Genomic DNA, 25,183 nt, shown 5'->3' with positions numbered 1-25,183 from the left:
AGTCTATCCACCTTCTCTCTATAAAAGAATTGATGCCGGATCTTCCAAATAGTTTTTCACATCTGAAAGGAATGCTGCAGCAGGCGCACCATCAAGCGCGCGGTGATCAAAAGTCAGACTGAGCGGCAGAATGGCGCCCTTTGTCAGTTCTCCGTCATGATAAACGGGTGCCGAATACATTTGGCCGACTCCGAGTATCCCGGTTTCCGGCGGATTCAAGATCGGGGTAAAGTGCTCGACACCATATGCGCCGAGGTTTGTAATCGTAAATGTCGATCCTTCTATTTCATCGTGTAGAAGCCGGCCTTCCCGCGCTTTTTTGGCGTACCATTTGATTTTCTTGGCCAATTCGATTAGCGGGAGCCGCTCGGCATGGCGGATGACAGGAACGGCCAGTCCTTCGTCCAAAGCAGCGGCCACTCCTAAATGAACATACTCAAAGGTCGCAAGCCTTCCGTCTTGATAAACACTGTTCATGGCCGGATGCTCCAAAAGCGAAAAAACAACTGCCCTGGCGGCAAAATCAGTGATCGTCAGCTTCGTATCATATCTGGATTGAGCTGTTTCATTGAGCTGCTTTTGCAGGACTGTTAATTTCGTGATGTCCGCTTTCATCGTAATCGTCAGCTGGGCGCTGTTTTGCAGGCTTTCCGTCATTCTTGCGGCAATCGTTTTTCTCATCGGGCTTGCCGGCGGACGATCTTCAGCCTTATCCGCCTGCTTGTTCGGCCGGTCGGGAAGCGCCTGCAACACATCCGTTTTCGTAATTCTGCCCCCGGGCCCTGTGCCTTTCAGCGTTTTGATGTCTATATTTGCGCTTTGTGCGATTTTGCGTGCAGCCGGAGAAATTTTAATCCGTTCTTTCGGGGGATCCGGCTGTTTTGTTTGGCTCTCCGGCGTTTGTTCGTTTTCATTCCCGATCTGGCAGATGACCGTCCCCGGCGGCACTCCCTCTCCTTCGGACACTTTGATGTCCAACACGGTTCCGTTTGCCGGAGATTCGATTTCCATTTCAATTTTTTCTGAATTGATGCTGGCAATGCTTTCTCCTTTTTCAACGGCTTCACCGACTTTTTTATTCCAGACGGAAACCGTACCTTCTTTCATCGACATCCCCAATTTCGGCATGACAACCTCGACAGCCATGTTCTCCTCTCCTTTCCAATCTTTATAGCGTATGTGTTGAGGTTTCTCCGAGCATCTCAAGCACGGTGTTCACAACTTTTTCCGGTGTCGGTAAATACAAGTCTTCAAGAGGCGGTGAAAATGGCACCGGCGTATGCGGAGCCGTCACCTTTTTAACCGGTGCGTCAAGCGAATCAAATCCTTTATCTGCTGCCAATGATGCGATATCCGCGGCGATGCTGCATCTCGGATTGGCTTCATCGACGATCACAAGCCTGTTTGTTTTTTCTACAGATGCAAGGACGGCCTCTTCATCAAGCGGCGAAAGACTCCTCGGATCAAGGACTTCGGCTTCGATTCCCCGCGTTGAGAGCTGTTCCGCCGCTTGAAGCGCCGTATGAACCTGTTTGCCGACTGCAACAATTGTTACATCAGCGCCTTTCCGCTTGATATCGGCTTTTCCGATCGGAAGCGTGTAATATTCTTCCGGTACATCGCCTGTCATGTTGTACAGCGTTTTGTCTTCAAAAAAGATAACCGGGTCCTGATCCTCAATCGCAGCGAGCAATAATCCTTTCGCATCATACGGGGTCGACGGCACGATCACTTTCAGTCCGGGAATGCTTGTAAATAGGGCATACAAGCTTTGCGAATGCTGGGCGGCTGCCCTAAAGCCGGCGCCGTGGGTCGTCCGGATCGTAATCGGAACTTCCGCTTTGCCGCCAAACATGTAGCGGAATTTCGCTCCCTGGTTCAGCACCTGGTCCAAACATGTTCCGATAAAATCGTTAAACATCAATTCTGCGATCGGCCTTAAACCTGTTGAAGCCGCTGCCATGGCTGCGCCGATGTACCCCGCTTCACTGATCGGCGTATCAAGGACGCGCTCCCGTCCAAATTCCTGAACAATCCCTTTCGTGACACCGAGCACACCGCCCCATGCTTCATCATCCTGCAGATGATCGACATTCGCTCCTCCTGCGACATCTTCCCCCATCAAAATAACGTGATCGTCCTTTCTCATCGCAAGCTTGATCGCTTCATTCAATGCGGCTGACATGCTGATTTCCCTCGTCATGTTTCCTTCCCCCTTCATGAATTAATAGGATACATATACATCCGTCAGCAGTTCGGTTTCCTCCGGATAAGCGCTTTTTTCGCTGAATGCGACCGCTTCCTTCACCGCTTCTTCAACTTCTTTTTCAATCCGCGACTGCTCTTCTTCGCTCATCAGCCCTTTTGCCAGCAGTTCGCTTTTGAACACGGCAATGGCATCTTTTTCTTCCTGATGAACCGCCTTTTCTTCATTTGTTTTGTAGCGCTGGGCATCTCCTTCAAAATGGCCGTAGTTCCGGTATGTCATACACTCAATGAGCGTCGGTCCTTCTCCGTTTTTGGCACGCTCTATCGCCCGGCCCGCAGCCTGGAAAACCGCGACCGCATCTTTTCCATCCACGCGAATGCCCGGAATCCCATAGGCGGCCGCACGATCTGCGATCGACTCGCAGCTTGACGCATAGGAAAACGGCGTCGCTTCGCCATATCCGTTGTTTTCGGCGACAAATATGACAGGCAGCTTCCAGATGGCGGCAAGGTTGATCCCTTCGTGGAACGTCCCCTGGTTGTTGGCGCCGTCACCAAAAAAGCAAACGCTTACATTTTTAGTCTTTTTATACTTTGCAGTGAGGGCAGCTCCGCAGGCCAAGGGAAATCCCCCGCCGACGATTCCGTTTGCGCCAAGCATCCCTTTGTCAAAGTCTGCGATATGCATCGATCCGCCTTTTCCTTTGCAAAGTCCTGCAGATTTTCCGTATATCTCGGCCATCATCCCCTTCAAATCGCACCCTTTTGCAATGCAGTGCCCATGACCGCGGTGTGTGCTCGTGATGGTGTCTTCGTCATTCAGATGGGCGCAAACGCCCGCAGCGACCGCTTCTTCTCCGGCGTAAAGATGGACAAAACCCGGCAGTATCCCTTGAGCAAACAGCTGATGAACCCGATCTTCGAAATGGCGGATTTCCAGCATTTTTTGATACATCCACACCGCTTTTTCCTTTGTCAGTGCCTCTTCCATATGAAAAAACCTCCTGTCTTTTTTTACTCACACGTTATGATGCAAGAATCGTGCCAGCTCTCCGACGCGAACATAAAGCTCTTTTCAGTCGGACATCCTTCCAGAACAAGAGACAAAACGAGACAGGTGTCTCAATTTGTCTACTTCGTCAGTTGCGGAAATGTCCTTGCCGCAGTTAGAATGAACGGTAGAGACGAAGGAGGTTTTTTTCATGAAGAAAGCGTATGTTTTTTTAATCGACGGATTTGAAGAAATTGAAGCAATAGCAACGATTGATATTTTACGGAGGGCTGAAGTTGATACCGTCACCGTCTCGCTTGATCCATCCCGCAGCGTGAAAGGCGGGCATGACATTGTCGTCGAGGCAGACGTCATGTTTGAGGATGCGGATGTTCAGGAAGCGGATATGCTGATTCTTCCGGGCGGAAATGTAGGCAGCAAAAAAATGCTGGAACATCAAGCTTTGCATAAGACGCTGACAGAAGCGGCGGATGCAGGAAAATATGTTGCCGCCATATGCGCCGCAACGATGACGCTCGGAAAAACGGGGCTTGTCAGCGGAAAAAAAGCGACCTGCTATCCGGGAGTTGAAGAACATTTGACAGGCGCGGATGTCACTGCAAATGAAAATGTCGTCGTGGATGGAAACATCATTACTTCCAGAGGGCCGGCGACCACGATCCCATTTGCCCTCAAGCTTGCCGAATTGCTGAACGGCAAAGATAAAGCCGATGCAGTTGCAAAGGGAATGCTCGTCTGCTAAGACGGCCTTCCTCTTTTTTATCCAATAAAAGAACGGTATTGACATCATAAATCTGAAAAGATATGATATTAAAAAAGTAATTCCGTAAAATCAATAATCGTAATCTCATGTAAAAGAGCTTTAGCATTCGGCTATAATCCCATTATGGTCGCGTGAAAAAGCAATCTTTACCATGCATGACATTAACATTTTGATAGGACGGTATATTTCATTTTCCCTATCTTCGTGTATAAGGAAAAGAAATATACCGTTTTTCAGGAGGATATAACATTGGAAAAACAGAAAGTGACGAAGGGGTCTTTGGAGGCGGAGATAAGCAAAGCCTTAACCCAGTGGGAAAAAGACTATTTAGGCCGCGGGTCCGTGTCTGTTAAAACAGATATTCTCAGAAATATGGTCATCATTTCCCTGAACGGTATTTTGACGCCCGCCGAATACGAACTTTGCAGTACAAAAGAAGGCCTGCTGTCAATTAAAAGAACCCGCTCCGGTTTGGTGGAATCGGGTATAGAACAACTGAGCCGCATAATGAAGGAGTTGACCGGTGAAGAGACGATCAGCTTTCACACCGATATTAGCACGCGTACAGGCGAGCGGATCATGGTGTTTAAATTGGCTAACGACCTGCAAAAAAAATTGTCATAGAAAAAACGGAAGATCTTTAAAGCATGAACATGAGTTAAAGATAAGCCGGTATCATTCAGAAAGATTGGCTGAAATGGGCCAATCCTGAATATACCGGCTTTTTTTACGTTTTCAGAAAGGAAGGCAAGACATGAAACAATATATTCTTTTCCATTATCCCGACGGAGTGATGTCGGGTGTTTGATCTGCTGGATTCTTTATTTTGGCTGAAAATATTTTTCGCGTCGCTTGCGCTTTGTTTGTTCAGTGCACTGCTCGTCCTGAATCGAAAGGTTCCATTGACATATGTACGGATTCACGCCAAGATCATCGCCCTGCCGCCGCTTGCCGCGCTGGCAGCATTGATAACGGCAAATCCCGGGCAGGCTGGAGCTCCTTGGCGGTTGGATTCGCTGGCTTGGCTGATCGCCTTGTTTGTCTTGACCATCGGCTTCATCGTCCAGCGCTACTCTGTCCGGTATTTGTTTGGCGACCGCTCCTACCGTAAATTTTTTGTGCTGCTGACGCTTACGACAGGAGGAGCTTCATGCGCCTGGCTGAACGATGATCTTCGCTGGCTCCTCTTATGCTGGGGTATCACGCTGTTCGGCTTGACTGCGCTAATCGGCTTAAACAGCGCGTGGCAGGCGGCGAAAAATGCCGCTTTGTATGCGGGCCGGATCTTTGCGCTCAGCTGGCTGGCGATAGCAGCAGCCGCTCTTTGGCTGTCTCTCGCGACGGGACACTGGCAATTATCATCTGCCTTAGCGGAAGAAAGCCTTGTACAGCTCAGCTCATGGGAGAAAACCGGGATCGGTCTCCTCATCATTTTAACGGTGATGATTCCTGCAGCACAGTGGCCGTTTCATCGCTGGCTGCTCGATTCTGCAATCGCCCCGACTCCCGTTTCCGCGGTCATGCACGCCGGACTCGTAAATGTAGGCGGCGTCATGCTGACCCGTTTCGCACCGATGTTCAGCGGTGATGGGCTGCAGCTTATTCTGCTTGTTCCCGCCGTCCTTTCCGTCTTGCTCGGAACAGGCATGATGATCGTCCAAACGGACTACAAGCGGCAACTCGCAGCTTCAACTGTCGCGCAGATGGGTTTTATGCTCGTCCAATGCGCATTAGGGGCCTATATTGCGGCTGTTATTCATCTCATTTTGCACGGCCTGTTCAAAGCCGCCCTTTTCCTGCAAGCCGGATCAGCGGTACGCCGTTATGAATCATCTGCATCTAAACGAGGCAAACCGGCTCTTTTTTGGGACATGATAGGCGGCGTCTTTGCTCTTACTCTCGTCATCGGAATCTGGCTCTCCGCTGCAGACGATGGCTATCAATTGATCAGCGCCCTTGTTTTAGGCTGGGCACTGTTCATTGCTTGGAGACAGCTTGTCACAGCCAATTACGGACGCGTCACACGAATTGCCGGACTTTTCATTTTAACGGGGGCTTCACTCGCGTTTGCCATCATTCATTCCGTTTTACACGGGCTCCTGAAGGAAGCTGTTGTACAGGGGGCGCAGCCGCCTGCAATGGCGGCCGTTTTAACGGCAGTCGTTTTGTTAGCCGGCAGTGCGGCCGGCGCCTTGATCGTTCGGCAGCGCTTTGCATGGTCCGGCGCACTTTATCTGCGTCTTGTAAAAGCGGGTGAGCCTCATTCCGAATCGGTCGAAGAAAGGCCGAATTATCTTGACCAATATCTTACTCAAGGAGGTCGTCAATCATGAAAGCAGCACCCACATTGTCTAAACAATTGATCTTCAAATATGAACATCAGAACGCGGACTTTAATATTGACGAATTGGTTCAATCAGCAGCACGGGTCATTGCGCCGCTTTGGCCGATTGAAACCTTTGCCGCGCGCCATCCGTGGATGGGTCTTGAAGAACAAACATTTGAACAGACGGCCCGGCAGCTTAAACAGCAGCTTCATGTTGATATCTACCCAAAGTCCTCCATGTTCCGCTCCGCAAAACAACGGGGAGAAATCGATGAGTCGATTCTTGAAAAAAAGCTGATGAATTGGCTCGATTCACATCAGCCCGGCATGCAGAGGGAAACAGCGGAAGCATTTTGCAAAGCCGCGCTCAAGCTGGACGAAATACCTGAACAGCTCTTGAGCTCCCGACAAGTTAAAAAGCTTGCCAAACAAGCGGCCCGCGGGACAATCGATGACCGGAAAACACGCTTGATCAAACCGCTTAGCGTTTTTGCCGGACAACAAACCGCTCACCTCCTTGATCATCATGTGATTAAATGGTGCAAGCTGTTCCTTGATGAATCACAATCGGCATGGCGGCTTCCGCATCGTGAGAAAGGGTTTTACAGCGCATGGCGGCAGCTTGTTGAACATGATCCCGCCCTGTCGCGCGCGGAACGCCAACGAATGAATGGGTGGCCGGAAGAGCCGCGAGACGCTATGAAAAGAGCACTCCGAGCGCTTGATATTTCTGATGGAGACGTTCAGGCGTACCTTGAAGCTCATTTGCTTTCTCTGCCGGGATGGGCCGGAATGATGCTTTGGCGTTCCCAGCAATCGCAGGATGAAGAACGGCTGTTGCTTGAGTATTTGGCTGTCCGGCTTTCAATGGAATGGATGCTTATTGAACCTTATTTGCCGCTGTCTAAGCCAAAGCCTGAAAAAGAGATGCTTCTCGTTCCTTTGATTGCGGCCTGGCTGCATTGGGGCCGCCTTACGCCTGACGAATGGCTCGAACTTTCAGCAGCAGAGCAAAAAGCGAGATTAACACTCGCCCGCCGCTTTGATGATATAACGCGCAGGCGTATCTGGCTGGAAGCGTGGGAACAAACATACGCCGCTGAGGTAAGGAAGCTCATCGCGGCAAACAGACCTGCCACTCCCGCCAAAAGTGAACCGGTGCTGGCTCAGCTCGCATTTTGTATTGATGTCCGTTCAGAGCCGTTCCGCCGGGCATTGGAAAAGTCAGGCCCTTTTGAAACGTATGGAACAGCGGGCTTTTTCAATCTGGCAATCGAAACGTGCGAACTTGGCACTAAGCACAGCCACAGCTCTCTGCCGGTCATCCTTAAACCGCAGCATCGCGTAAAAGAAACGGCCGAAGAATCAAGTTTTAAATCGTATCAAGAACATAAAAAAGCGGCAGCTTCACTGAGCTCCGCCTTTAAAACGATGAAACAGAATCTATTGGCGGGTATGCTGCTTCCCGAAGTGAGCGGGCCTTGGCTGAGCCTGCAAATGGCCGCGCGCAGCCTAGTCCCCCGCGCAGCCGGGCAAGCTTTCCGGAATGCGCGGAAAACATGGCTGAAGAAGCCTCAGGCAAAACTCTCGCTAGATCGCATGGAAACATCTGAAGCCGGCATTCCGGTCGGATTTACGGAAGAAGAAAAAGCCGCCTATGCCAGACAGGCATTAAAGATGATGGGGATCACAGACCGGTTCGCTCCGCTGGTTGTCATTTGCGGGCACGGCAGCAGAAGCACGAATAACCCTTATGCATCGGCACTGGACTGCGGCGCCTGCGGAGGCGCATCTGGCGCTTTCAACGCACGCGTCCTAGCAGCTTTATGCAACCTTCCAAGCGTCAGAGAGAGGCTCCGCTCCGACGGCATTTTCATTCCGGATGATACGGTATTCGCTGCCGCAGAGCATATTACAACATTGGATGAACTGCAGTGGCTCTATGTACCTGAGCTTCCGGCTAAAGCTCAACAAGCGTTTGACCGCATCAACTCGGTGCTTCCCGATGTCAGCCAAACTGTCGGAGCCGAGCGCTTAGAAGAACTGCCGCAGCTCGGCTATCAAAATCCGCGGAATGAAGTTGAGCGCTTCGCCGAAGATTGGAGCGAAATCCGTCCCGAATGGGGGCTGGCCCGAAATGCTTCATTCATTATCGGCACACGCCGGCTTACACGGGGAGCCGATCTTGAAGGAAGGGCTTTTCTGCACAGCTATGACTGGCGGAATGATGAAGACGGCTCCATCCTTAGCGGCATCATTTCAGGGCCTGGGACAGTAGCCCAATGGATCAATCTTCAGTATTACGCCTCAACCGTTGCACCGCATTATTATGGAAGCGGAAATAAAGCAACTCAAACCGTCACTTCCGGCCTCGGCGTCATGCAAGGAAATGCAAGCGACCTTTTGGCCGGTCTCCCGTGGCAGTCTGTCATGCGGTCAGATGACGAAATATATCATGCGCCTCTCAGGCTGCTGATCGTGATTGAAGCGCCGGATGATGAGATCGAACGGCTCCTTGACCGCGATCACAGCTTCAGACAAAAGGCAGAGAACGGATGGATTCATCTGGCATCTATTAACCCGGAGGGAAAATGGAAGAACTGGACAAACACGATAAATGAATGAGGTGAAATGTCATGGAAGAAAACAAAAAAATACTGATGATTATCGGAATGGAGAAACAGCTTGAACAGACCATCTGCCGGGCAGCAAATATTCAGCCTGAGAACGCCCTCGTTTTAAAAAGCGTCTTCCCTGATATTTCACAGCCCTACGGTGATTTGATGAGGGATATCATCACCCTTGTCCACCGGAACAGAGCGGAAGAAATCTGGATTGTCCGCGATAAATACGAACAAATGGCAGATGAAGATATTTCTGACCTTTTAAATAGAGACAAAGATTTAAACGATAGAATGCAAACTTTAGAGTACCTTTTCCAAAACTGCAGTCCGGAATTTACGCAGAGCAGCATTGATGAATGGCTGTCACCGAGCGAAAACGTGGCCGAAGGCGTACAAAAAAGCGTCGCCGCCATCCGCCGGCACCCGTTAATCCCTTTGCACGTCAAAGTGAAAGGATTTCTAATCGAAAATTCGATTTTAACGGAAATTGAAACCTTAAACAAAAACGGAGCCCGATAACAGGGCTCCGTTTTGTCTTAAACACAGGCATTCTTTACACGACAGCAGACCGCTGATAAAATCTCTGAATATGCATGGTAATGTAGCACAGCTCTTTTTCCGGAAATTCAAAGCCATACTCCCGCTTCACAAATGCCCCGATTTCTTCTGCGCACATAAACGCTTGTCCAAACTTCTTTTTAATGAGGCTGATCATCTCACTGTCCATTTCGTAAAATGTCTCTCCCGACTCGATATGCTGAATGGCGAAACGAAGATGGTTGATAAGCCGCTCATACGAAATCGTCTCATCCTTTATTTTAATGTTGAGTTTATTTTCGATGATCTCGATAATATCCTTGATCATCGTTGTGAGATCGAGCGTTTTTGTCATATCTCCCGCGTTTGTTTTGGCTGTGTGGATATGCAGCGCAATATTGGCGACTTCATCCTCCGGAATATCGATCTTCAGCTTTTCTTTAATGAGGGCCTTTGCCCAGCGGCCGATTTGAAATTCTTTCGTATAGAGGACTTTGACTTCTTGAAGCAGCGGATTTTTAATGACCATTCCCTTGCTTAACCGTTCTATCGCGAATGATAAATGATCTGAAAAGGCGACATGGATTCGCTCATTGATTTTGATCCCGAGTTCTTTTTCCGCATGAGAAATAATATCCTCCGCCACCTGAATATGATCTTCCGGCAACGTTTTTAAGATCTCCTCGAATTGGCGGTATTCTGATGAATCTTTCATCACGAATATTTTTTCAATTTTAGATCTGTCGACAATATCATTCTTCTTTTTTTGAAATGCGATTCCGGACCCTAATACGATCTTTTCCTCGTCGCGATCCTTTACGACGAGCGCATTGTTATTTAAGATTTTTTTTACTTTCATAGCTGCCTTCCTTTCATCCTGTTTTAATGAATGAAAACGGAATTATTCTTTTTCATCTTTAAAGCCAAGACACAAAGTCGCAATGAATGCTGAAATCACCGCAATCGCAAAAGCGATTAAATAATGAATGAGATTGGCGGTGCCAAGAGGGAGAATGATTGAAATCATCGGGATGCCGGACAATCCGTAAGAATTTGCCGCCACGTGTGTGAAGACGGCGTATGCACCTCCGAGGGCGCCTCCGATCGATGCGCCGATAAACGGCCTGACGAGTTTCAGGTTGACGCCAAACATGACAGGTTCGACGATTCCCAAAAAGGCGGTGAGAGAAGCCGGAATCGCAATCTTTCTGATGCCGGCATTCTTTGTTTTCAAAAACACGGCGAGTCCCGCTCCTCCCTGTGCGACATTGGCCATCGACCATATTGGAAGCAGAAAATTGACCCCATATTCGGGATCTGCGAGCAGCGACGCTTCAATCACATAAAAACTGTGGTGCAGGCCGCTCAAAACGAGTAAGGAGTAAAGCCCGCCAAATAAAAATCCGGCGAAAGCCCCCGCAAAATGATAAACAAACCCGAGACAGTCGCTTACGAAATGGGCGATGATCAGTGAGAGCGGCCCCATGATAAACAGCGCGGCAAATCCGGAAGCCATGACTGTAATAAACGGTGCGACAAGCAAATCTAAAGAACGGGGGACGATTCTTTTTAAGAATTTTTCGATTTTGCTCATTATGTAGACAGATAAGAGAATCGGAATGACGGTCCCCTGGTATCCGATCAAAGGGACTTCAAGGCCGAATACTTCGACGGATTCCGGCTTTTGGCTGCCGAGCAATGAAGGATCGAGCAAATCGGGATGGGTCAGAATTCCGCCGATGACAGCGCCTAAAAACGGATTCGCCCCAAACTGTTTAGCCGCACTGAACCCGATTAGCACAGGCAAAATGACAAACGCTGAGCTTGAAAAAATGTCGAGCATTTTCATCAGCGGGCCGCCATAAGCGCCGAGGCTGAATTCTTTAAGCACACTGATGAGGCCCATGAGCAATCCACTCGCAACGATTGCAGGAATGATCGGCACAAAGATGTCTGACAGCGTTTTGGCAAATCGCGTCAATACGTTCATGTTTGGCCGCGCCTCCCGGCGGGCTTCTTCAAGAGGAGCCTGATCGCTGTATTGGATCATTTCCTTATAAATCTTATTGACTACACCTGTACCGAAAATGATCTGGAACAAACCGTATCTGAAAAAAGTCCCCTGCACAGACTCCATCTTTTCAATAGCAGCTATATCGATTTTTTCTTCATCTCTGACATTGAAGCGCAGCCTTGTCGTACAATGGCTGATGCTGATGATATTCTCCACGCCTCCAATGAGGGGCAAGAGAACTCTTGCAATCTCTTTTTGCAGCACCCGGATCTACCTCCTCCAATTTTTCTATCCTATCAAATCAACAGAAGACGATCAAAATGAAAAATGTGCCATTACATCTAAAGACCCCCGGCGAAAGGAATAAAAAAAGACCTAAAACATGCGAAAGCATCAGCCGATAGGCGCAAAAAAGCACACTAAGGTCTGCGGTTCCTTTAGCACATTTTAGGTCTTGCCTGCCTTACCAGTAACAATCCCGGCGATATTTGTTCTTAATATGATTCTATTCTCTTCGGCCATGGACATCAATAGTGCAAACCGCCTATATATCCTGCATATAAAAAAAGAGAAGGCGTTACAGCGCCTTCTCTACATCTTCAATGACTATCGCGCGGTCCTTTGAAACATGCACATTGTACTTCACATAGCCGGGCCGGTCTTCCCCGTCTAAGCCCATACTGTCAATCTCAATGTTTTCATAATGGTAGCCGCTCAATATTTTTTTCACCGCTTTTGCCTGGTCATAGACCTGCCTCTGGCCGTCCCGGCCTGAATTCAAGGTAACTGTAACAGCGATCGGTTCTGTTTGCTTCAGTTTTTTCCAATCTGTATTGACATCATAGCTTCCAGATAGAGAAACTTGGACGTCGATCACGTTTTTCAGCTCTTTTTCAAGCTCTGCCTTGATCTCATCTGAGGCTTCTTTGCTTAGTCTGGTTCTCGTCTTTTCCTGTCTGGCTTCTTTGATGCCATCGTTTGTGACAGCCGGGTGCAATCCACCTTTTACGCTGAAAATGTACTCATCATTCCGCTCATCTGACATGCGAAAAAGGTATTCAGCGAACTTGAAATTATAGGAGCTTCCTTTCATATTTAAGGTTTCACCGGCGTGGGCTTCGGCTGACCGGATTTCCGTAAAAGGCGTTATACACATAACAGCCTGTCACAAGAATCAACAATGAGAGACCTGTAATGATGGCTTTCTTTTTCAATTCAATCAACTCTTTCCAAATTCTCGCATCCCGTCTATTATGAAACAGAATTCGGACATTAGACAAGCTCTTTCTGCTTCGTCTCCGTTCCCAAAAAGAAGATGGCCGCGACGGCCGCAACAACAGCGACGCAGAAGATGAAAAAGATCATTGAAATCTCTGTTCCCCGGGCGACGAGATAGCCGACAAGAAGCGGGCCCAGGATGCCGCCGATTCGGCCAAAGCCGGCTGCCATTCCTGCGCCGGTCCCCCTGATTGATGTCGGGTATTGTTCCGGCGTATAAGCATAAAGCGCGCCCCAGGCACCAAGGTTGAAAAACGATAAAAACATGCCTGACGCAAGCAGAAGCGCCAGCGATTCAGCCGATCCGAAGAAATAAGCGCTGACAGCCGTCCCTAACAAGTAGACGGTAAGCACCATTTTCCGACCGGCTTTTTCAATCAGCCATGCCGCGGAGAAATAGCCTGGCAGCTGAGCCAGCGTCATGATCAAGACGTATTCAAAGCTCTTGATCATGCTGAATCCTTTCATCACCATGACGCTCGGCAGCCAAAGAAACATGCCGTAGTAGGAAAAGACGACGCAAAACCAAACGATCCACAGCATAGCCGTAGGCCGGGCATACTTGCGGGACCAGACGCTTTTCACATTTTCCATGATGGTCGGCTTCCTTTCCTGTGCAAGTTTCTCATATTTCGGAGAATCCGGCAGGGCAATCCGCAAATATAAGGCGTAAAAAGCCGGTATCGCAGTTATCAATAAAGCAATCTGCCAGCCGTAGGCCGGAATAATAAAATACGAAATGAGCGCCGCAGCCAGCCAGCCGAATGCCCAGAAACTTTCGAGCAGGACGACGATTCTTCCCCTCCGCTCAGGCGCAACCGTTTCGGATACAAGCGTAGATGCAACTGGAAGCTCTCCCCCGAGCCCCATTCCGACGAAAAAGCGCAAGACTAAAAATGCCCACAATGTCGTCGTCAAAGCGGACAACCCGCTGCCGATCGAGAAAAACAGCAGCGTAATAATAAAAACGTATTTTCTTCCGACACGGTCAGCCAAAAGGCCAAAGACAAATGCCCCGACAGCCATGCCGATTGAGTTGACGCTGCCGATCCAGCTCATTTCCTGCGGCGTCAACTTCCATTCCGCGTGCAAAGCGGCGATAATAAACGATAATATGCCAACGTCCATGGCATCAAAAAGCCAGCCGAGGCCGGCGATGCCAAGCAGTCTGCGCTCTGAAACAGGACGGTTCTTCTTCATACTCACAACTCCTCTTTACTCTCTTAGCAGTTTACATGAGTATTAGTTTACACCTGTCTTTACACATTTGTCACGAAGAAAATGAGACGCCGTCTTTTTCAGTTTAATGGATATGATGCTGGTGAAGTTTTTCTTTATGGTGCTTCCACTTTGGCAAAAACCCGTTTTCCCGCTCTTTTTCATAGCGCTTTTCAATATGAGACTTGATTTCTTTTCCCCTTTCCTGATCAAGTATTCCGTACTCCACATACTTATTGATCAGCTGTTTTTTCTTTTCCATAATGTCCTTTTGCAAAGAAGCCAGTTCATTTTTTTGCTTGTCCGTCAACTCTTGATAAACGCGTGTTTCTCCGTAGGCAGAAGACATGAGAGCCGTACATGACAGCGGAATGACAAGAAGCAGGCAAACGCACAGTTTGCGCATCATGCAACATCCTTTCTGATCTATGATTCATTCTATTTTTTTCTTTTTTGCGGTGTTTATGCATAAAAAAAAGCCGCTTAGTAAAAAGCGGCTTTCTGTTATGGCTGCAGCGACTTTTTCTGCACTATATATTCATCAATGCGCGCCAATGCACCTTTCATGTCTATGCAGTTGCTAAAGCTTTCATCAATTTTTTGAATACCTTCCTGATATTTTTCGTCAGTGAGTACTTGTTCTGCTGCATCTCTTAATCTTTCAGCATTGACCTCTTCTGCAAACAGCGGATATCCCGCATTCAGCTCTTTGAGGCGCTGGGCGATCATCGGCTGATCTTTATCATGCGGGAGCACGACCATCGGGACACGGTAATGGATGCCTTCATTGACGCTGTTCATGCCGCCGTGTGTGATGAACACATCGGCTTCTTTAAGCACTTCTAATTGCGGCACATACGGTGCAATGATAAAATGCTCCGGCACTTCTTTTACATCCGCGTAGTCCGATTTTTCGCCGGCAGCGATGACAACCTTGCCGTCGAAATCACGGAAAGCATTGATGCACATATTGAAAAAGTCAGCAGTTTTACCAAGGACGGTTCCCATTGAAATATAAATGACTTTCTCATTCTTCAACGATTCTACCGGAAAATCGGTCTTGTCCAGGCGCTTCGGAAAACGAGGGCCGATAAACAGCACATCATCCCCAAAACGGCCGCTGTCAGGCTGAAAATACCGGCTTGTATACACAACGGTTAACTCCGCCTGATTGCTCATAAACTGTCCTGTATGCCGCGGTGAGACGCCGTACTTTTCTTTCAGTTCCCCAAGCAGGTCTTCGCATTCTTTGTCCAAGTGCAGCTCCGAACCTGAATCCGGATGCAACGGCAGAATCTTCATATGTTCTTGTCCGAAGAGAAATGAAGCCGACGAAGCGATTCCCGGAATGTTCAAATAATCCCTGACCAATTCACCCGCACCGAATGTGTCATAATACACGACATCGAACGAAATGCTTTTGGACAGCTCTTTTACAATGTCTAGAATATACAGCGAGGTTTTGAGATGAATTTTTAAAAACTCAAGAAGGCCGGACGGTGAATTCGGATCAATATGCGCGTTTCTCACCAGATCTTTGTATAAATGGACGGTAGCCCCGACGCCCTCCAGCCTGTCTTTATACTTTTCTGTTGAAAGATAGTGCACATTGTCGCCTCTGTCAGCAAATGCTTTGGTGATCCCTAATGTAGGATTGACATGCCCTTCCGCCGGAAAATTGACGATTAAAATATTTTTCATGATCAAAACTCCTTTTTATCCTTTTTGAAACGGGTTGACATCAATTGAGCGCCTGATTAGACTGATGTTAGTTACTACTAACTATCATAAAATGGGGGTAAGCACCTTTGCAAGAGACGAACGAACGGATCATAACTGCTGCTTTAGACTTAATGCAAAAATACGGATTCAAGTCGGTTACAATAAAGGATATCGCGCTTCATTCAGGCGTCAGCGAGATGACGGTCTACCGCCACTTCAAAACAAAGCTCGGACTTTTGGAAGCGGCCGTTCAACAATTTTCTTATATACCAGCCTTTCAGCGCGTATTTGAAAACGATATCACTTGGAACCTGGAAAAAGATTTAACATTGATTGCAGAATCGTATTTGCTCCATATGGAAAATAACAAACCGCTCTACCTCATCGCTGTTCAAGACGGCGGAAGGATGACTGATCTTTTCGGTTCTCTGTTAAAGCATATGGAAGAGCTCCTCAGTTATTTAACAGACTACTTTCAGACAATGCAGGACAAAAGCCTGATGAAAAAGGGAGATCCAGGTTCACAGGCCTTCACCTTTCTGTCATCTTTATACGGATACTTCTCGTCTGGCGCATTGGCTGGCGGCCGGTTTCAAAAAACCGCTAAAGACACTTATATTAAACAGATAACCGCCGCTTTCTGCGGCGGCTTGCATGTATGATATCATCCTTCAAACTGAAGGATGGATCGTTAATCATTTAGCTCTTCAACATCCTTCAGCTTGATTTCCGTATTTTTTTCAAAGGAGGTGCTGTATTTAAGATAGCCGATCTCCTCGTCTTTAATATCTTCCCCATCAAAAATGTTCGCATTAATCGTCACGCCTTCGTAGTCATATCCTTCCTCATTCAACAGGCGCTGAATCTTTTGCGCCGTTTTGTATACGTCTTTTCTGTCGGCATTTGCGGCATCAAGTAAAATATGAATCTCCATCGGCTTGTCTAAGCGGAGGCTTTTCTCCCATTTTGCGTCATTTTTCAGCTTTCCTTTTAATACCTCCACATACACATGAACGTCTTTCAGATCGTTTATGCTTTTCGATAAAAACGTTTTGATTTCTTTTCCGGCTTCTTCTCCAAGCCGCTCCATCAGCGGTTCGTTGAGGTTCTCTTCATAGATCCCGTCCGTGTGCACTTCAGGTTGAATAAATCCTCTCAAAGAAAACAGATAGGGATCTTTGCGCTTTTGATCGCCGGTATCAGTGACTTCAAATACATATTCGGCGAACTTGAAATTATAGATAGCGCTGTCGATCCGCAAGTCTTTTTCAGGATAGCGGTCATTCAAATAATGCTCAAGCTTCGTTTGAGACAGCCTCTTGCTTACGGGATTTCCGTTGAAGGCGTTGTATGCGGCAAGCACAAAGGAAACGAGCAGCACAATCAATACGCTATACAAGATTTTCTTTTTCATCATATCAGCTACTTTCTTTCAGCTTTAAGGACAGCCAGCCGATCATCATTCCGGCCGCGGCGAAAAAACAGTGAATAACAGCGAGCACGAAAGCGCCAAAGACGGCATACAGCAGGTGCTCCACAACCCCTGTACCGTCAGCTGTGTCCCATCCGGCCAGAATATCCCCCATCCCCCAAATGAAAATCGGCGCAAAGGAGAGGAGTATCACGAGTTTGATATCCCGGTAAAACAAGTACACCGCAAGCCCAAGCACGGCGTACCACAAAATAAAGCCGAAGCTCTCATTTAACAGGGATGTGTGAATCGCGAGAAAAAACGAAATGGCTGTAAACATCAATTGGTACAAGGAAAGCTTCCGATTGATTTTTTTAAACATTTGACTTTCATGAATAGACGATTCAATATGTTCCTTCGGAAGCTCGGCTTCCGTCATCTTCAAAAGCCTATGAAGCTCTTCATCGTTTTCGGCCGCTTCCTCAATCCATTCAGCCGTCTCTTTGCTTAACAGCCCCTCATGGTACAAAGGAAGCAAATCTTTGAATATACTGCGTTCCTTATCCTTCATCATACCCCTCCATTTCTTGCTGTAGCTTGAGCTTCGCTCTGTGAAACCCGACCCTGGCATAGTTTTCTGTTTTGCCTGTGAGCATGCCGATTTCTTTAAATGACAATTCTCCGTAGATGCGGAGGGTGACAATTTCCTTTGAAGTCTCATCAAGCCGGTTGATTTCCTCGAGAAGCCGCCGCTCTTTCTCGGTTTTCAGGAGGTGTTCTTCAGGAGATAAGCAAGCAGCTTCATCGTGCTGAATGATCATGTTTGCCCCGGCTTTCGACGATCCAGAACGAAAGTGTTTTTTCAACACGTTTTTAGCAATCGCAAACACCCATGTTTTGATTGTCGACTTTCCCGAAAATGTATGATGGCCTTTCACAGCCTGATAAAATACTTCCTGTGTTAAATCTTCCGCCGTTTCTTTATGGAGTGTCTTGATGTAGAAAAAGGCATAAACGGAAGGCTGAATACTCTTGTAGACTTCCTCAAGCTTCATAAAGCCCCTCCCCGGCTGGGCATGCCGCTATTTTTCCATTCACTTATTAGTACCGCTGAACTTCTTTTTGTTACAAAAAATCACATAAAAAAAGAGGCAAAAATGAATATTTCATTTTGCCTCTTGATATCCCAATCGCCAAACAAATGTCTTCCAGTCTCTCGGATGATACCCTGTCCTTATTTGGACGAGCCCGCCAGCGATTTAAAAAAAATCACTTTCTTCTTCAACTGTTTTCACGTTCACTAAGTTCCCGACCTTCATCGACAGCCCGCTTCAGTGCCTGCAGCATGTAGCCGATCCCTCGATATCCCGCCAACGGGTAAGTGATCTGCTGTCCGCTGCCAAACACGTTCCTCAGAACAGGCCTGTATTTTTTTCCGCCGAGCATGACGATTTCGTCATAATCCATCAGGTTTTTCCGTTCACCTTGGGTCTTCATCTCGACATCCGGCATAATCTCCGGGTGGCGCATCCCGAATGTGATGTCATAGTTTTCAGGAACGATATCTTCAGGTTTTAAAAAGCCGTGTTTTGCCGAAAGAATCACCCAATCCGAAAAAAACGTCTGGGCATATGCGCGGCACGCCCGGTGAAACGGGCTCAGATAGACATCCTTTGCGGCGGACGGGCCGATGCCCGGATCGACATCCCAGATTTTCTTCGCCCCGCACGGGATGATGCAGAGTCTTTTCATCATTTATCCCCCTTTTGGTTCCGCTAAAAAACGCCTTTGAAAAGGCGTTTTATTTCAGCTTCAGCGATACGACCGATTCGACGTGCGCAGTCTGCGGAAACATATCGACAGGCTGAATGTATTCGACATGGTAATCCTTGGCCAAGTATTGCAAATCTTTCGCAAGTGTTGACGGATTGCATGAGACATAAACGAACCGCTTCGGTTTAACCTGCCTGATCGTATCAAGGAAGGTGCGGTCACAGCCTGTTCTTGGCGGATCGACGATGACGACGTCCGGCCTGAAGCCTTCTTTTGTCCATTTCGGCAGCCAGTGCTCGGCCGTTCCTGTGACATAGTGCGCATTTTCGATTCCGTGCTTTTTGGCGTTTTGGTTGGCGTCATCGATCGATTCTTTGATGACGTCCATGCCGCGGATTTCTTTTGCACCGTCGGCGATCCACATTCCGATCGTGCCGACGCCGCAATAGGCGTCGACGACTTTTTCGCGCCCGGTCAGTTTTGCCGCTTTTTTCACTTCGTCATACAGCTTGACCGTCTGGATCGGATTTAGCTGAAAAAAAGCGCGGGCGCTCAGCTCAAATGAAACCTCTCCGAGAAATTCCTGAATGACCATATTGCCGGCTAAGAGCCTTGTATCATCGCCAAAAACAACCGATGTCTTGGATTTGTTGACGTTTTGAATCACGGATGTCACTTCAGGCAGACGCTTTTTGATTTCCTCAGCAATGAGCTCCTTGCGCGGCAGGTCTTCTTTTGACGTGACAATGACAACCTGCACTTCCCCCGTCTCAAAGCCGACCCTCGTCACGATCGTGCGGACGTCACCCGTGCGCTTCCGTTCGTTGTAGACGGAAATGCCGAAGTCTTCAAGAATCTGCTTGACGGTTTGCGTCGTTTTGTTCGTCGCCGGATGCTGAACGATGCATTCGCTAATCGGGACAAGCCGGTGCGAGTCAAGGCCGTACAGCCCGGCTACCATCTTTCCGTTTTTCGAAAGCCCGAGTTGAAACTGGCTTTTATTCCGGTAGTGCCACGGGTTGTCCATGCCGATCGTCGGCCTGATGTCCATTTTGCCGATGTCAAAACGGGTGTGCCGTTCGAGCGATTGAATGACGATGTCCCGTTTTCCTTTCAGCTGCTCTTCATAAGCCAGATGCTGAAGCTGGCAGCCCCCGCATTGCTCATAGATGATGCAAGGCGGCTTGACGCGGTGCTCTGAACGTTTGCGCACCTTTTTGACGCGCCCTTCGGAAAATTTCGGATGAACCTTTGTCGCCTCGACGACGACTTCTTCACCCGGCAGTGCGCCGGGGACGAAGACGACTTTTTTCTTGAAGTAGCCGACGCCTTCGCCATTGATGCCGAGGCGCTTGATCGTCAGCGGAAATTGCTGTCCGACTTTTAATTCTGCTGATGATCCTTTTTTGTCACGTTTCACTGATGTTCTCTCCATTTCTACTCAATGCTCCTCCATAAATACAAGGAAGCATAGCTTAAATAAGGGTGCCATTCTTTGCTCATTTCAAGCATTTGTTCTTTTGTCGGTTTATCGTTTAAGCCAAAATGGCGTTTGATGGCATTTTGGATGCCGATATCGGCGGCCGGAAACAGATTGGGGCGGCCGAGCCCGAACAGCAGAACGTTTTGGACGGTCCACGGGCCGATGCCTCTGATTTTCACCAGCTTTTCCATAATGTCTTCATCTGATAATTGGTAAAGCTCATCAAGATGTAAACGGCCGTCTGCGATCATCCTCGATGTATCGATGACATATTCGGCTTTCCGCATGCTGAATTGAAGTTCGCGCAGGTCGTTGTAATCGAGCTGTGCAATCGTTTCGGGAAGCGGATAAAACCAGACCCCGTCCTTTCGCTCTCCAAAAGTGTGAACGAACCGCTCCGTGAGCGTATAAGCAAAAGACAGATTGAGCTGCTGGTGGATAATGCATTTCATCAGGCAATGATACAAATGAAAATCGAGCACCAGCGGCGTTCCGGCATGCTCTTCAAAAATTGATGACAAGCTTGATTGTGAAAAGTGATCCAGTACAGGCTGAAGACTTTCCTCCCATCTGAAGATCCGTTTCACTTCTTTCATCATGGCGTCTCGATCGTCTGTACCGGTGACGGCAAACGCCGGGGCTTCGACAGTTCCCGTCGCCTGCACAGCGACAATCCGAGGCTCTTTGTTTTGATTGCGGAGCGGCAGCTTGACCTCCCTTTTGTCGAGGTTGACCGCATTGAGCGGATCAAGCGAAAGCCTGTCCAACACGCGGTCAAAATGATAAGGCGGTGATACGCTTACAGTTTCCTTCCACATCGCTTCCCATCCCTTTTTCTTCTTTGTCCACAGTATACCATGTTTCAAATTCTCTTAAAAAAGAACAACATTTTATTTTTCATCGAATGAATCACAGTACAGCGCAGCATCCTATGGAAGCGGAGGGGTGCCGATGATTAAACATTTTGCGATGACAAAGGACGGACGGATTTTATCCGACAACAAAGCGGAAAGGCTGACAGATCAAGATATTGAGTGGTTTTGGACCGATTTCGATCAGCCTTCGGATGAAGAAGTCTCATTACTCAAAAGCCATTTTCACTTTCACCCTTTATCGGTCGAAGACTGCGTACATCGCTTGCAGCGTCCCAAGCTCGATCAATATGAAGATTATCTTTTTTTCGTCATACATGCGTTGAATCATAAGACTTTGGCGTCTGAAGAAGTTGATTTATTCGTTGGAAAAAATTTCATCGTCACATTTCATTTTCATCATTCAGACGGCATTGAAAAAGTAAGAAGACAGCTTTCGGAAAACAGCGAGTTGTGGAAAAACGGACCTGGCCACATCGCCTATATGGTCATGGATACGCTTGTGGACGAATATTTCCCGATTCTTTACAAAATAGAAGACCGCCTCAATGAAATTGCCGAAAGCGACAGCAGGAAAACGTATGGAACGCTGATGAACGAGGTGTTTGATATCCGGAGCGAACTTTTAAAGCTGAGGAAAACAATCATTCCGATGCGGGATTTGCTTTACCGGATTTTAAACATTGAAATTTCAAAAGAAAACCGCGAACGAAAAGCGTATTACAGCGACATTTACGACCATCTCTTGAAGCTGGCCGAAATCGTCGAAAACAACCGTGACATGACAGCCGATTTGAGGGACAGCTACCAGACGCTCAACTCCAACCGGATGAACGCCATTATGATGACGCTGACGATCGTCTCAACGATTTTTATTCCGCTCACCTTCATTGCCGGAGTGTACGGCATGAACTTTGACAACATGCCTGAACTGCATTGGCGCTACGGCTATTTTTTCATCCTCGGAATAATGGCAGCCGTTGTCGCCGGCATGATCTTCTGGTTCCGGCATAAAGGATGGTTTGACATTTTCAAGTAAAACCGGAAACCTTTTTCCTCTCTGTTCGACTATTTCTATAACTGGGGAGGGAAAGAAATGAAGCTACATACAGGGCTTGTCGGCATCATCCTGATCGTTCTCGGTTTGTTGGTTAGCGCCGAGAATCATCAAAGCGTGTCTGTGGCAGACGCGCTTTTAAGTCAGTCTGCCAGAAGCATTGTGGTTCTGATCTGCATGTTGATGCTCATCGCCGGCTTCATTATGGCGTGGCGCCATTATTATGGAGTACCTTGGATCCGCTTTAAGCTTTTTTTGTTTATCATCGGCATTTCAGTATTTTACCCGCTGGTCACAGAACAGCTGATGCTCTTTCAAAAATGGAATGCACAAGGCGATGATGCCGTGGAATATATGACAAGGGGAAGCACTTGCAGCTATCAGGGCAATATGGAGGAAGGGAGCATGGACTGTGAGGTCAAAGTGAACAACTACGGGAAAAATACCGAACGCGTCCAGCTCACCCCTGATATGGTAAATGAATTCGACTTTCAGCCGGAAGAGCTGGAACTGTCTCCGCATTCACAGGAAACGTACAGCGTCACCTTTAAGGCTCCGGGAAATGAGGATGCATTTGCATCCGGAATTGAAGAAGAGCCGAAGTTGCAGATTGAAGTGGTGAAATGATAACTTTCACTCGAGTCAAACAAATCGTTTTCGGGAAACAGCTTACTACTCATTTATTACACAGAAAAAACGAACTGACAACAAGCCCTATTCAAACAGCCGATTCACAAACTACAAATCTCAAAGAAAAAAGCCGCTCCTTCACGGAAACGGCTTTTCGTCTATTAATCGTGATAAGATTCTGCAATCGCGTTGGCGGCGACGATCGCATTGTAGACGTCGTCAGGGGTGACTGGGAACGGCATGTTGCCCATTGTGTCGCCTTCCGCGCAAGCGCTTTGAGCCACTTGGCGCCATTCATCTTCGACAAATTCGTCGACTCCGAGGTCTTTTAATGTCAACGGAAGACCGACGCCTTTGATAAAGTCAATAACGGTCTCCAGCTCTTCGACCGGCGCGTTTTCGAGAACAAGCTGAGCCAAAAGGCCGAACGTAACTTTTTCGCCGTGCTGAGCTCTGTGCAGAGAAGGAACGGCTGTCATTCCGTTGTGGATCGCATGTGCGGCTGCAAGACCGCCTGATTCGGCGCCGACTCCGCTTAAATAGATGGTCGCTTCGATTGTATCTTCGACGGCTCGTGTGGAAACGCCGTGCTTGACCGCCTGCATCGCTTTTACGCCGTTTTCCAATAGCGTATCATAGCAAAGCCGGGCAAGTCCCAATCCAGTTGTTGAAGGCTTCATCAGCACGAGGTTATCGCCGTTTGCTTTAAAGCAGGCGCGCGCTTCAAAATACGTCGCCAAGGCGTCTCCGATACCGGCTGCGAAAAAGCGCGGCGGCGCGGATGCTAAAATGTCAGAGTCCGCGAGAACAACATCGGGGTTCGTCGGCAAAAACAGATAGCGGTCAAACGATCCGTCGTGTTTATAAATGACGGCAAGGGCCGTACATGGAGCATCTGTGGAAGCAATTGTCGGGAAAATCACAACCGGCAGCTTCTCGTAATAAGCGGTAGCTTTTGCGGTATCAAGCGTTTTTCCGCCTCCGATCCCAACGATGATATTAGCGCCTGCATTGCGTGCAAGCTCCCGGTTGCGATCGATTTCTTCCTGTGTGCATTCGTAATTGAATTTTTCAAAAACGGCTTGATTGCCGGCTTTCTGAATCGAATTCCCCGCTTCTTTTTGAGCGCGTTCCAAAATGAATTCATCGCAAATGATATATGCGTTATCGCCAAAATCTTCAATGTAGTCGTTCAAGTTCTCCAGCAGTCGTTTTCCTGTAATAAATTTTTTAGGTGATGTGACTGATTTTACTGATTTTGACATGGTAATTCCCCCTTCACTATCAATGATATACCTATTTTCTTTTTAAATCTAGTAATATATGTATATAAAATGGATTTTTATTCTATGGAATTGACTAGGGAAAATAAAAGAGCCTGCAGCATCAATTTTTTAGCCCAAAGCAAAAACCCCGGCACAGCGACCGGGGCATTGTCTTTCATAGGGTCTTTAGCATCATAGATTTTTCAAACATCAGGTCATCAAGGCTTTTAAATGTATATCCTTCTTTTTTCAAGTCAGTGATCGCCTGATCAAGCGCTTCTGCATTGTCTTTCGAGACGGTGTGAAGCAGATAGATGGCGCCGGGATGGGCCTGTTTCATCATATTGTCGTACGCATAGCGCCACCCTTTTTGGGCATTGATTTTCCAATCGACAAAAGCAACAGACCAGAATACCGTTTGGTAACCGAGCTTTTTCGCTTCTTCGAGCACCCGCTCGCTGAAAACGCCCCGAGGCGGCCTCAGGTAGAGATTGTCTTTTTCGCCTGTGATTTTGTAAACCTCCTCATCGACCGATTCCAATTCCTCTTGAATCACTCGGCTTGTTTTCGTCGTGAGATCCGGATGGTGATATGAATGATTCCCGATGATATGCCCCTCCTTGGCCATTCGCTTGATCAGCTCCGGCTGATCTTTGACAAAATGGCCCGTCACAAAAAAGGCCGCTTTGACGTTTTGTTTTTTCAGAACATCGAGCACGTGAGGGGTGTAGCCGTTTTCATAGCCGTTATCAAAGGTCAGATAGATCGTTTTTTCCTTTGTGTTGCCTAAATAAAAGGCGTCGTACTGCTGTAAAAGGTTGTTCAGCTCTTGTCCAGCATCTGCCGGCTGATGGTTTTTGCTTTTTGAAAAACCCCAATGGATCGCCTTGTTGGAAATCGCTTCAGCATTGCCGCTGAAGGCCAGCATTAGCAGGAATCCGCAGCATATGACACAGATTCGTTTCATTATCTTCTCGCTCCCAGTTTTAT

Annotated in this window: 25 protein-coding genes; 8 read left to right on the top strand and 17 right to left on the bottom strand. The window is 47.8% G+C overall.

Annotated elements, in window-relative coordinates:
* Positions 1-18: 18 nt before the first annotated feature.
* Genes MKX80_RS04525 through MKX80_RS04515 form a run of 3 tightly spaced genes read right to left on the bottom strand, consistent with a single transcriptional unit; the run spans position 19 to position 3,199 of the window.
* Positions 19-1,179: a dihydrolipoamide acetyltransferase family protein gene (locus MKX80_RS04525; RefSeq protein WP_261763464.1), complete on the bottom strand. Its 1,161-nt coding sequence runs from the start codon at positions 1,177-1,179 to the stop codon at positions 19-21.
* Positions 1,169-2,203, bottom strand: coding sequence for an alpha-ketoacid dehydrogenase subunit beta (locus MKX80_RS04520; protein WP_154996861.1), 1,035 nt, complete (start codon positions 2,201-2,203; stop codon positions 1,169-1,171). Before MKX80_RS04520 ends, MKX80_RS04525 begins: the two co-directional genes overlap by 11 nt.
* 21 nt (positions 2,204-2,224) lie before the next feature.
* A complete protein-coding gene (locus tag MKX80_RS04515) occupies positions 2,225-3,199 on the bottom strand; it encodes a thiamine pyrophosphate-dependent dehydrogenase E1 component subunit alpha (RefSeq protein WP_182068977.1) in 975 nt (324 codons plus the stop codon).
* Between the two features lie 211 nt (positions 3,200-3,410).
* On the opposite strand from MKX80_RS04515, the gene MKX80_RS04510 reads away from it, so the two are divergent.
* The 5 genes from MKX80_RS04510 to MKX80_RS04490 all read left to right on the top strand — a co-directional run bounded on the left by MKX80_RS04510 (position 3,411) and on the right by MKX80_RS04490 (position 9,452).
* Positions 3,411-3,962, top strand: a complete 552-nt coding sequence (locus MKX80_RS04510) for a DJ-1 family glyoxalase III (RefSeq protein WP_182068978.1) — start codon at positions 3,411-3,413, stop codon at positions 3,960-3,962.
* A 270-nt stretch (positions 3,963-4,232) separates the two neighbouring features.
* Positions 4,233-4,607 (top strand): DUF2294 domain-containing protein, encoded by a 375-nt coding sequence (locus MKX80_RS04505; RefSeq protein ID WP_182068979.1) that lies wholly within the window; start codon positions 4,233-4,235, stop codon positions 4,605-4,607.
* 176 nt (positions 4,608-4,783) lie between these two features.
* Complete coding sequence (locus MKX80_RS04500) at positions 4,784-6,316, top strand: NADH dehydrogenase subunit 5 (RefSeq protein ID WP_182068980.1); 1,533 nt, start codon at positions 4,784-4,786, stop codon at positions 6,314-6,316.
* Positions 6,313-8,934, top strand: coding sequence for a putative inorganic carbon transporter subunit DabA (locus MKX80_RS04495; protein ID WP_268342525.1), 2,622 nt, complete (start codon positions 6,313-6,315; stop codon positions 8,932-8,934). The genes MKX80_RS04500 and MKX80_RS04495 overlap by 4 nt, the downstream gene beginning before the upstream one ends.
* An 11-nt stretch (positions 8,935-8,945) precedes the next feature.
* Complete coding sequence (locus MKX80_RS04490) at positions 8,946-9,452, top strand: carbonic anhydrase (RefSeq protein ID WP_154996849.1); 507 nt, start codon at positions 8,946-8,948, stop codon at positions 9,450-9,452.
* 34 nt (positions 9,453-9,486) lie between these two features.
* Here MKX80_RS04490 and MKX80_RS04485 read toward each other — a convergent pair whose 3' ends face one another.
* From MKX80_RS04485 to MKX80_RS04460, 6 genes are all read right to left on the bottom strand, one after another.
* The gene (locus MKX80_RS04485; protein WP_154996847.1) at positions 9,487-10,329 is read right to left on the bottom strand and encodes a PRD domain-containing protein; all 843 of its coding nucleotides are present in this window, start codon (positions 10,327-10,329) and stop codon (positions 9,487-9,489) included.
* Positions 10,330-10,371: 42 nt separating this feature from the next.
* A complete protein-coding gene (locus MKX80_RS04480) occupies positions 10,372-11,748 on the bottom strand; it encodes a sucrose-specific PTS transporter subunit IIBC (protein ID WP_154996845.1) in 1,377 nt (458 codons plus the stop codon).
* A gap of 313 nt (positions 11,749-12,061) precedes the next feature.
* Positions 12,062-12,577, bottom strand: a complete 516-nt coding sequence (locus MKX80_RS04475; protein ID WP_268342524.1) for a hypothetical protein — start codon at positions 12,575-12,577, stop codon at positions 12,062-12,064.
* A 179-nt stretch (positions 12,578-12,756) separates the two neighbouring features.
* Positions 12,757-13,962 (bottom strand): MFS transporter, encoded by a 1,206-nt coding sequence (locus MKX80_RS04470; RefSeq protein WP_154996841.1) that lies wholly within the window; start codon positions 13,960-13,962, stop codon positions 12,757-12,759.
* 103 nt (positions 13,963-14,065) lie between these two features.
* Complete coding sequence (locus tag MKX80_RS04465; protein WP_234112743.1) at positions 14,066-14,389, bottom strand: YckD family protein; 324 nt, start codon at positions 14,387-14,389, stop codon at positions 14,066-14,068.
* Between the two features lie 95 nt (positions 14,390-14,484).
* Positions 14,485-15,681, bottom strand: coding sequence for a macrolide family glycosyltransferase (locus MKX80_RS04460; RefSeq protein ID WP_268342523.1), 1,197 nt, complete (start codon positions 15,679-15,681; stop codon positions 14,485-14,487).
* 107 nt (positions 15,682-15,788) lie between these two features.
* Here MKX80_RS04460 and MKX80_RS04455 point away from each other — a divergent pair, with 107 nt between their 5' ends.
* Positions 15,789-16,364, top strand: coding sequence for a TetR/AcrR family transcriptional regulator (locus MKX80_RS04455; RefSeq protein ID WP_154996837.1), 576 nt, complete (start codon positions 15,789-15,791; stop codon positions 16,362-16,364).
* Positions 16,365-16,393: 29 nt separating this feature from the next.
* Here the strand turns inward: MKX80_RS04455 and MKX80_RS04450 are convergent, their stop codons facing one another.
* The 6 genes from MKX80_RS04450 to MKX80_RS04425 all read right to left on the bottom strand — a co-directional run bounded on the left by MKX80_RS04450 (position 16,394) and on the right by MKX80_RS04425 (position 21,187).
* Positions 16,394-17,119, bottom strand: coding sequence for a hypothetical protein (locus tag MKX80_RS04450; RefSeq protein WP_154996835.1), 726 nt, complete (start codon positions 17,117-17,119; stop codon positions 16,394-16,396).
* A 1-nt stretch (position 17,120) separates the two neighbouring features.
* On the bottom strand, positions 17,121-17,684 hold the full coding sequence (locus MKX80_RS04445; RefSeq protein ID WP_268342522.1) for a hypothetical protein: 564 nt from the start codon (positions 17,682-17,684) through the stop codon (positions 17,121-17,123).
* Positions 17,674-18,168 carry a sigma-70 family RNA polymerase sigma factor gene (locus MKX80_RS04440; protein ID WP_154996833.1) on the bottom strand — a complete coding sequence of 165 codons (495 nt, stop codon included), beginning with the start codon at positions 18,166-18,168 and terminating at the stop codon, positions 17,674-17,676. The genes MKX80_RS04445 and MKX80_RS04440 overlap by 11 nt, the downstream gene beginning before the upstream one ends.
* Before the next feature lie 226 nt (positions 18,169-18,394).
* Complete coding sequence (locus tag MKX80_RS04435) at positions 18,395-18,865, bottom strand: DUF6884 domain-containing protein (protein ID WP_254115796.1); 471 nt, start codon at positions 18,863-18,865, stop codon at positions 18,395-18,397.
* Positions 18,866-18,914: 49 nt separating this feature from the next.
* Complete coding sequence (gene rlmD / locus MKX80_RS04430) at positions 18,915-20,306, bottom strand: 23S rRNA (uracil(1939)-C(5))-methyltransferase RlmD (protein ID WP_268314969.1); 1,392 nt, start codon at positions 20,304-20,306, stop codon at positions 18,915-18,917.
* A 17-nt stretch (positions 20,307-20,323) separates the two neighbouring features.
* Positions 20,324-21,187 (bottom strand): DNA-3-methyladenine glycosylase, encoded by an 864-nt coding sequence (locus MKX80_RS04425; RefSeq protein ID WP_268336488.1) that lies wholly within the window; start codon positions 21,185-21,187, stop codon positions 20,324-20,326.
* A gap of 133 nt (positions 21,188-21,320) precedes the next feature.
* On the opposite strand from MKX80_RS04425, the gene corA reads away from it, so the two are divergent.
* Complete coding sequence (corA, locus tag MKX80_RS04420; RefSeq protein ID WP_268336490.1) at positions 21,321-22,280, top strand: magnesium/cobalt transporter CorA; 960 nt, start codon at positions 21,321-21,323, stop codon at positions 22,278-22,280.
* 57 nt (positions 22,281-22,337) lie between these two features.
* Positions 22,338-22,925, top strand: coding sequence for a hypothetical protein (locus MKX80_RS04415; protein WP_268336491.1), 588 nt, complete (start codon positions 22,338-22,340; stop codon positions 22,923-22,925).
* A gap of 164 nt (positions 22,926-23,089) precedes the next feature.
* Here the strand turns inward: MKX80_RS04415 and MKX80_RS04410 are convergent, their stop codons facing one another.
* Together MKX80_RS04410 and pdaA are read right to left on the bottom strand one after the other, a co-directional pair.
* Positions 23,090-24,193, bottom strand: coding sequence for a glycerol dehydrogenase (locus MKX80_RS04410; RefSeq protein ID WP_154996821.1), 1,104 nt, complete (start codon positions 24,191-24,193; stop codon positions 23,090-23,092).
* A gap of 175 nt (positions 24,194-24,368) precedes the next feature.
* Positions 24,369-25,160, bottom strand: a complete 792-nt coding sequence (gene pdaA, locus MKX80_RS04405; protein ID WP_268311192.1) for a delta-lactam-biosynthetic de-N-acetylase — start codon at positions 25,158-25,160, stop codon at positions 24,369-24,371.
* Positions 25,161-25,183 lie beyond the last annotated feature (23 nt).

The sequence above is a fragment of the Bacillus sp. FSL K6-0972 genome (genome assembly GCF_037976035.1).
Lineage (GTDB): Bacteria > Bacillota > Bacilli > Bacillales > Bacillaceae > Bacillus > Bacillus haynesii.
Note: the sequence above shows the minus strand (reverse complement) of the source record. Positions and strands in the feature narration are given on the sequence as shown.

Excerpts from the sequence above, each read along its gene's own strand:
- MKX80_RS04445 (WP_268342522.1), bottom strand. The coding sequence starts at position 17,684 with ATGAAGGATAAGGAACGCAGTATATTCAAAGATTTGCTTCCTTTGTAC.
- MKX80_RS04425 (WP_268336488.1), bottom strand. The coding sequence starts at position 21,187 with ATGTGGAAGGAAACTGTAAGCGTATCACCGCCTTATCATTTTGACCGC.
- MKX80_RS04415 (WP_268336491.1), top strand. The coding sequence starts at position 22,338 with ATGAAGCTACATACAGGGCTTGTCGGCATCATCCTGATCGTTCTCGGT.
- MKX80_RS04475 (WP_268342524.1), bottom strand. The coding sequence starts at position 12,577 with ATGAAAGGAAGCTCCTATAATTTCAAGTTCGCTGAATACCTTTTTCGC.
- MKX80_RS04495 (WP_268342525.1), top strand. The coding sequence starts at position 6,313 with ATGAAAGCAGCACCCACATTGTCTAAACAATTGATCTTCAAATATGAA.
- MKX80_RS04510 (WP_182068978.1), top strand. The coding sequence starts at position 3,411 with ATGAAGAAAGCGTATGTTTTTTTAATCGACGGATTTGAAGAAATTGAA.
- MKX80_RS04515 (WP_182068977.1), bottom strand. The coding sequence starts at position 3,199 with ATGGAAGAGGCACTGACAAAGGAAAAAGCGGTGTGGATGTATCAAAAA.
- corA (WP_268336490.1), top strand. The coding sequence starts at position 21,321 with ATGATTAAACATTTTGCGATGACAAAGGACGGACGGATTTTATCCGAC.
- MKX80_RS04465 (WP_234112743.1), bottom strand. The coding sequence starts at position 14,389 with ATGATGCGCAAACTGTGCGTTTGCCTGCTTCTTGTCATTCCGCTGTCA.
- MKX80_RS04410 (WP_154996821.1), bottom strand. The coding sequence starts at position 24,193 with ATGTCAAAATCAGTAAAATCAGTCACATCACCTAAAAAATTTATTACA.
- MKX80_RS04490 (WP_154996849.1), top strand. The coding sequence starts at position 8,946 with ATGGAAGAAAACAAAAAAATACTGATGATTATCGGAATGGAGAAACAG.
- MKX80_RS04450 (WP_154996835.1), bottom strand. The coding sequence starts at position 17,119 with ATGATGAAAAAGAAAATCTTGTATAGCGTATTGATTGTGCTGCTCGTT.
- MKX80_RS04485 (WP_154996847.1), bottom strand. The coding sequence starts at position 10,329 with ATGAAAGTAAAAAAAATCTTAAATAACAATGCGCTCGTCGTAAAGGAT.
- pdaA (WP_268311192.1), bottom strand. The coding sequence starts at position 25,160 with ATGAAACGAATCTGTGTCATATGCTGCGGATTCCTGCTAATGCTGGCC.
- MKX80_RS04520 (WP_154996861.1), bottom strand. The coding sequence starts at position 2,203 with ATGACGAGGGAAATCAGCATGTCAGCCGCATTGAATGAAGCGATCAAG.
- MKX80_RS04440 (WP_154996833.1), bottom strand. The coding sequence starts at position 18,168 with ATGAAGCTTGAGGAAGTCTACAAGAGTATTCAGCCTTCCGTTTATGCC.
- MKX80_RS04460 (WP_268342523.1), bottom strand. The coding sequence starts at position 15,681 with ATGAAAAATATTTTAATCGTCAATTTTCCGGCGGAAGGGCATGTCAAT.
- MKX80_RS04470 (WP_154996841.1), bottom strand. The coding sequence starts at position 13,962 with ATGAAGAAGAACCGTCCTGTTTCAGAGCGCAGACTGCTTGGCATCGCC.
- MKX80_RS04435 (WP_254115796.1), bottom strand. The coding sequence starts at position 18,865 with ATGAAAAGACTCTGCATCATCCCGTGCGGGGCGAAGAAAATCTGGGAT.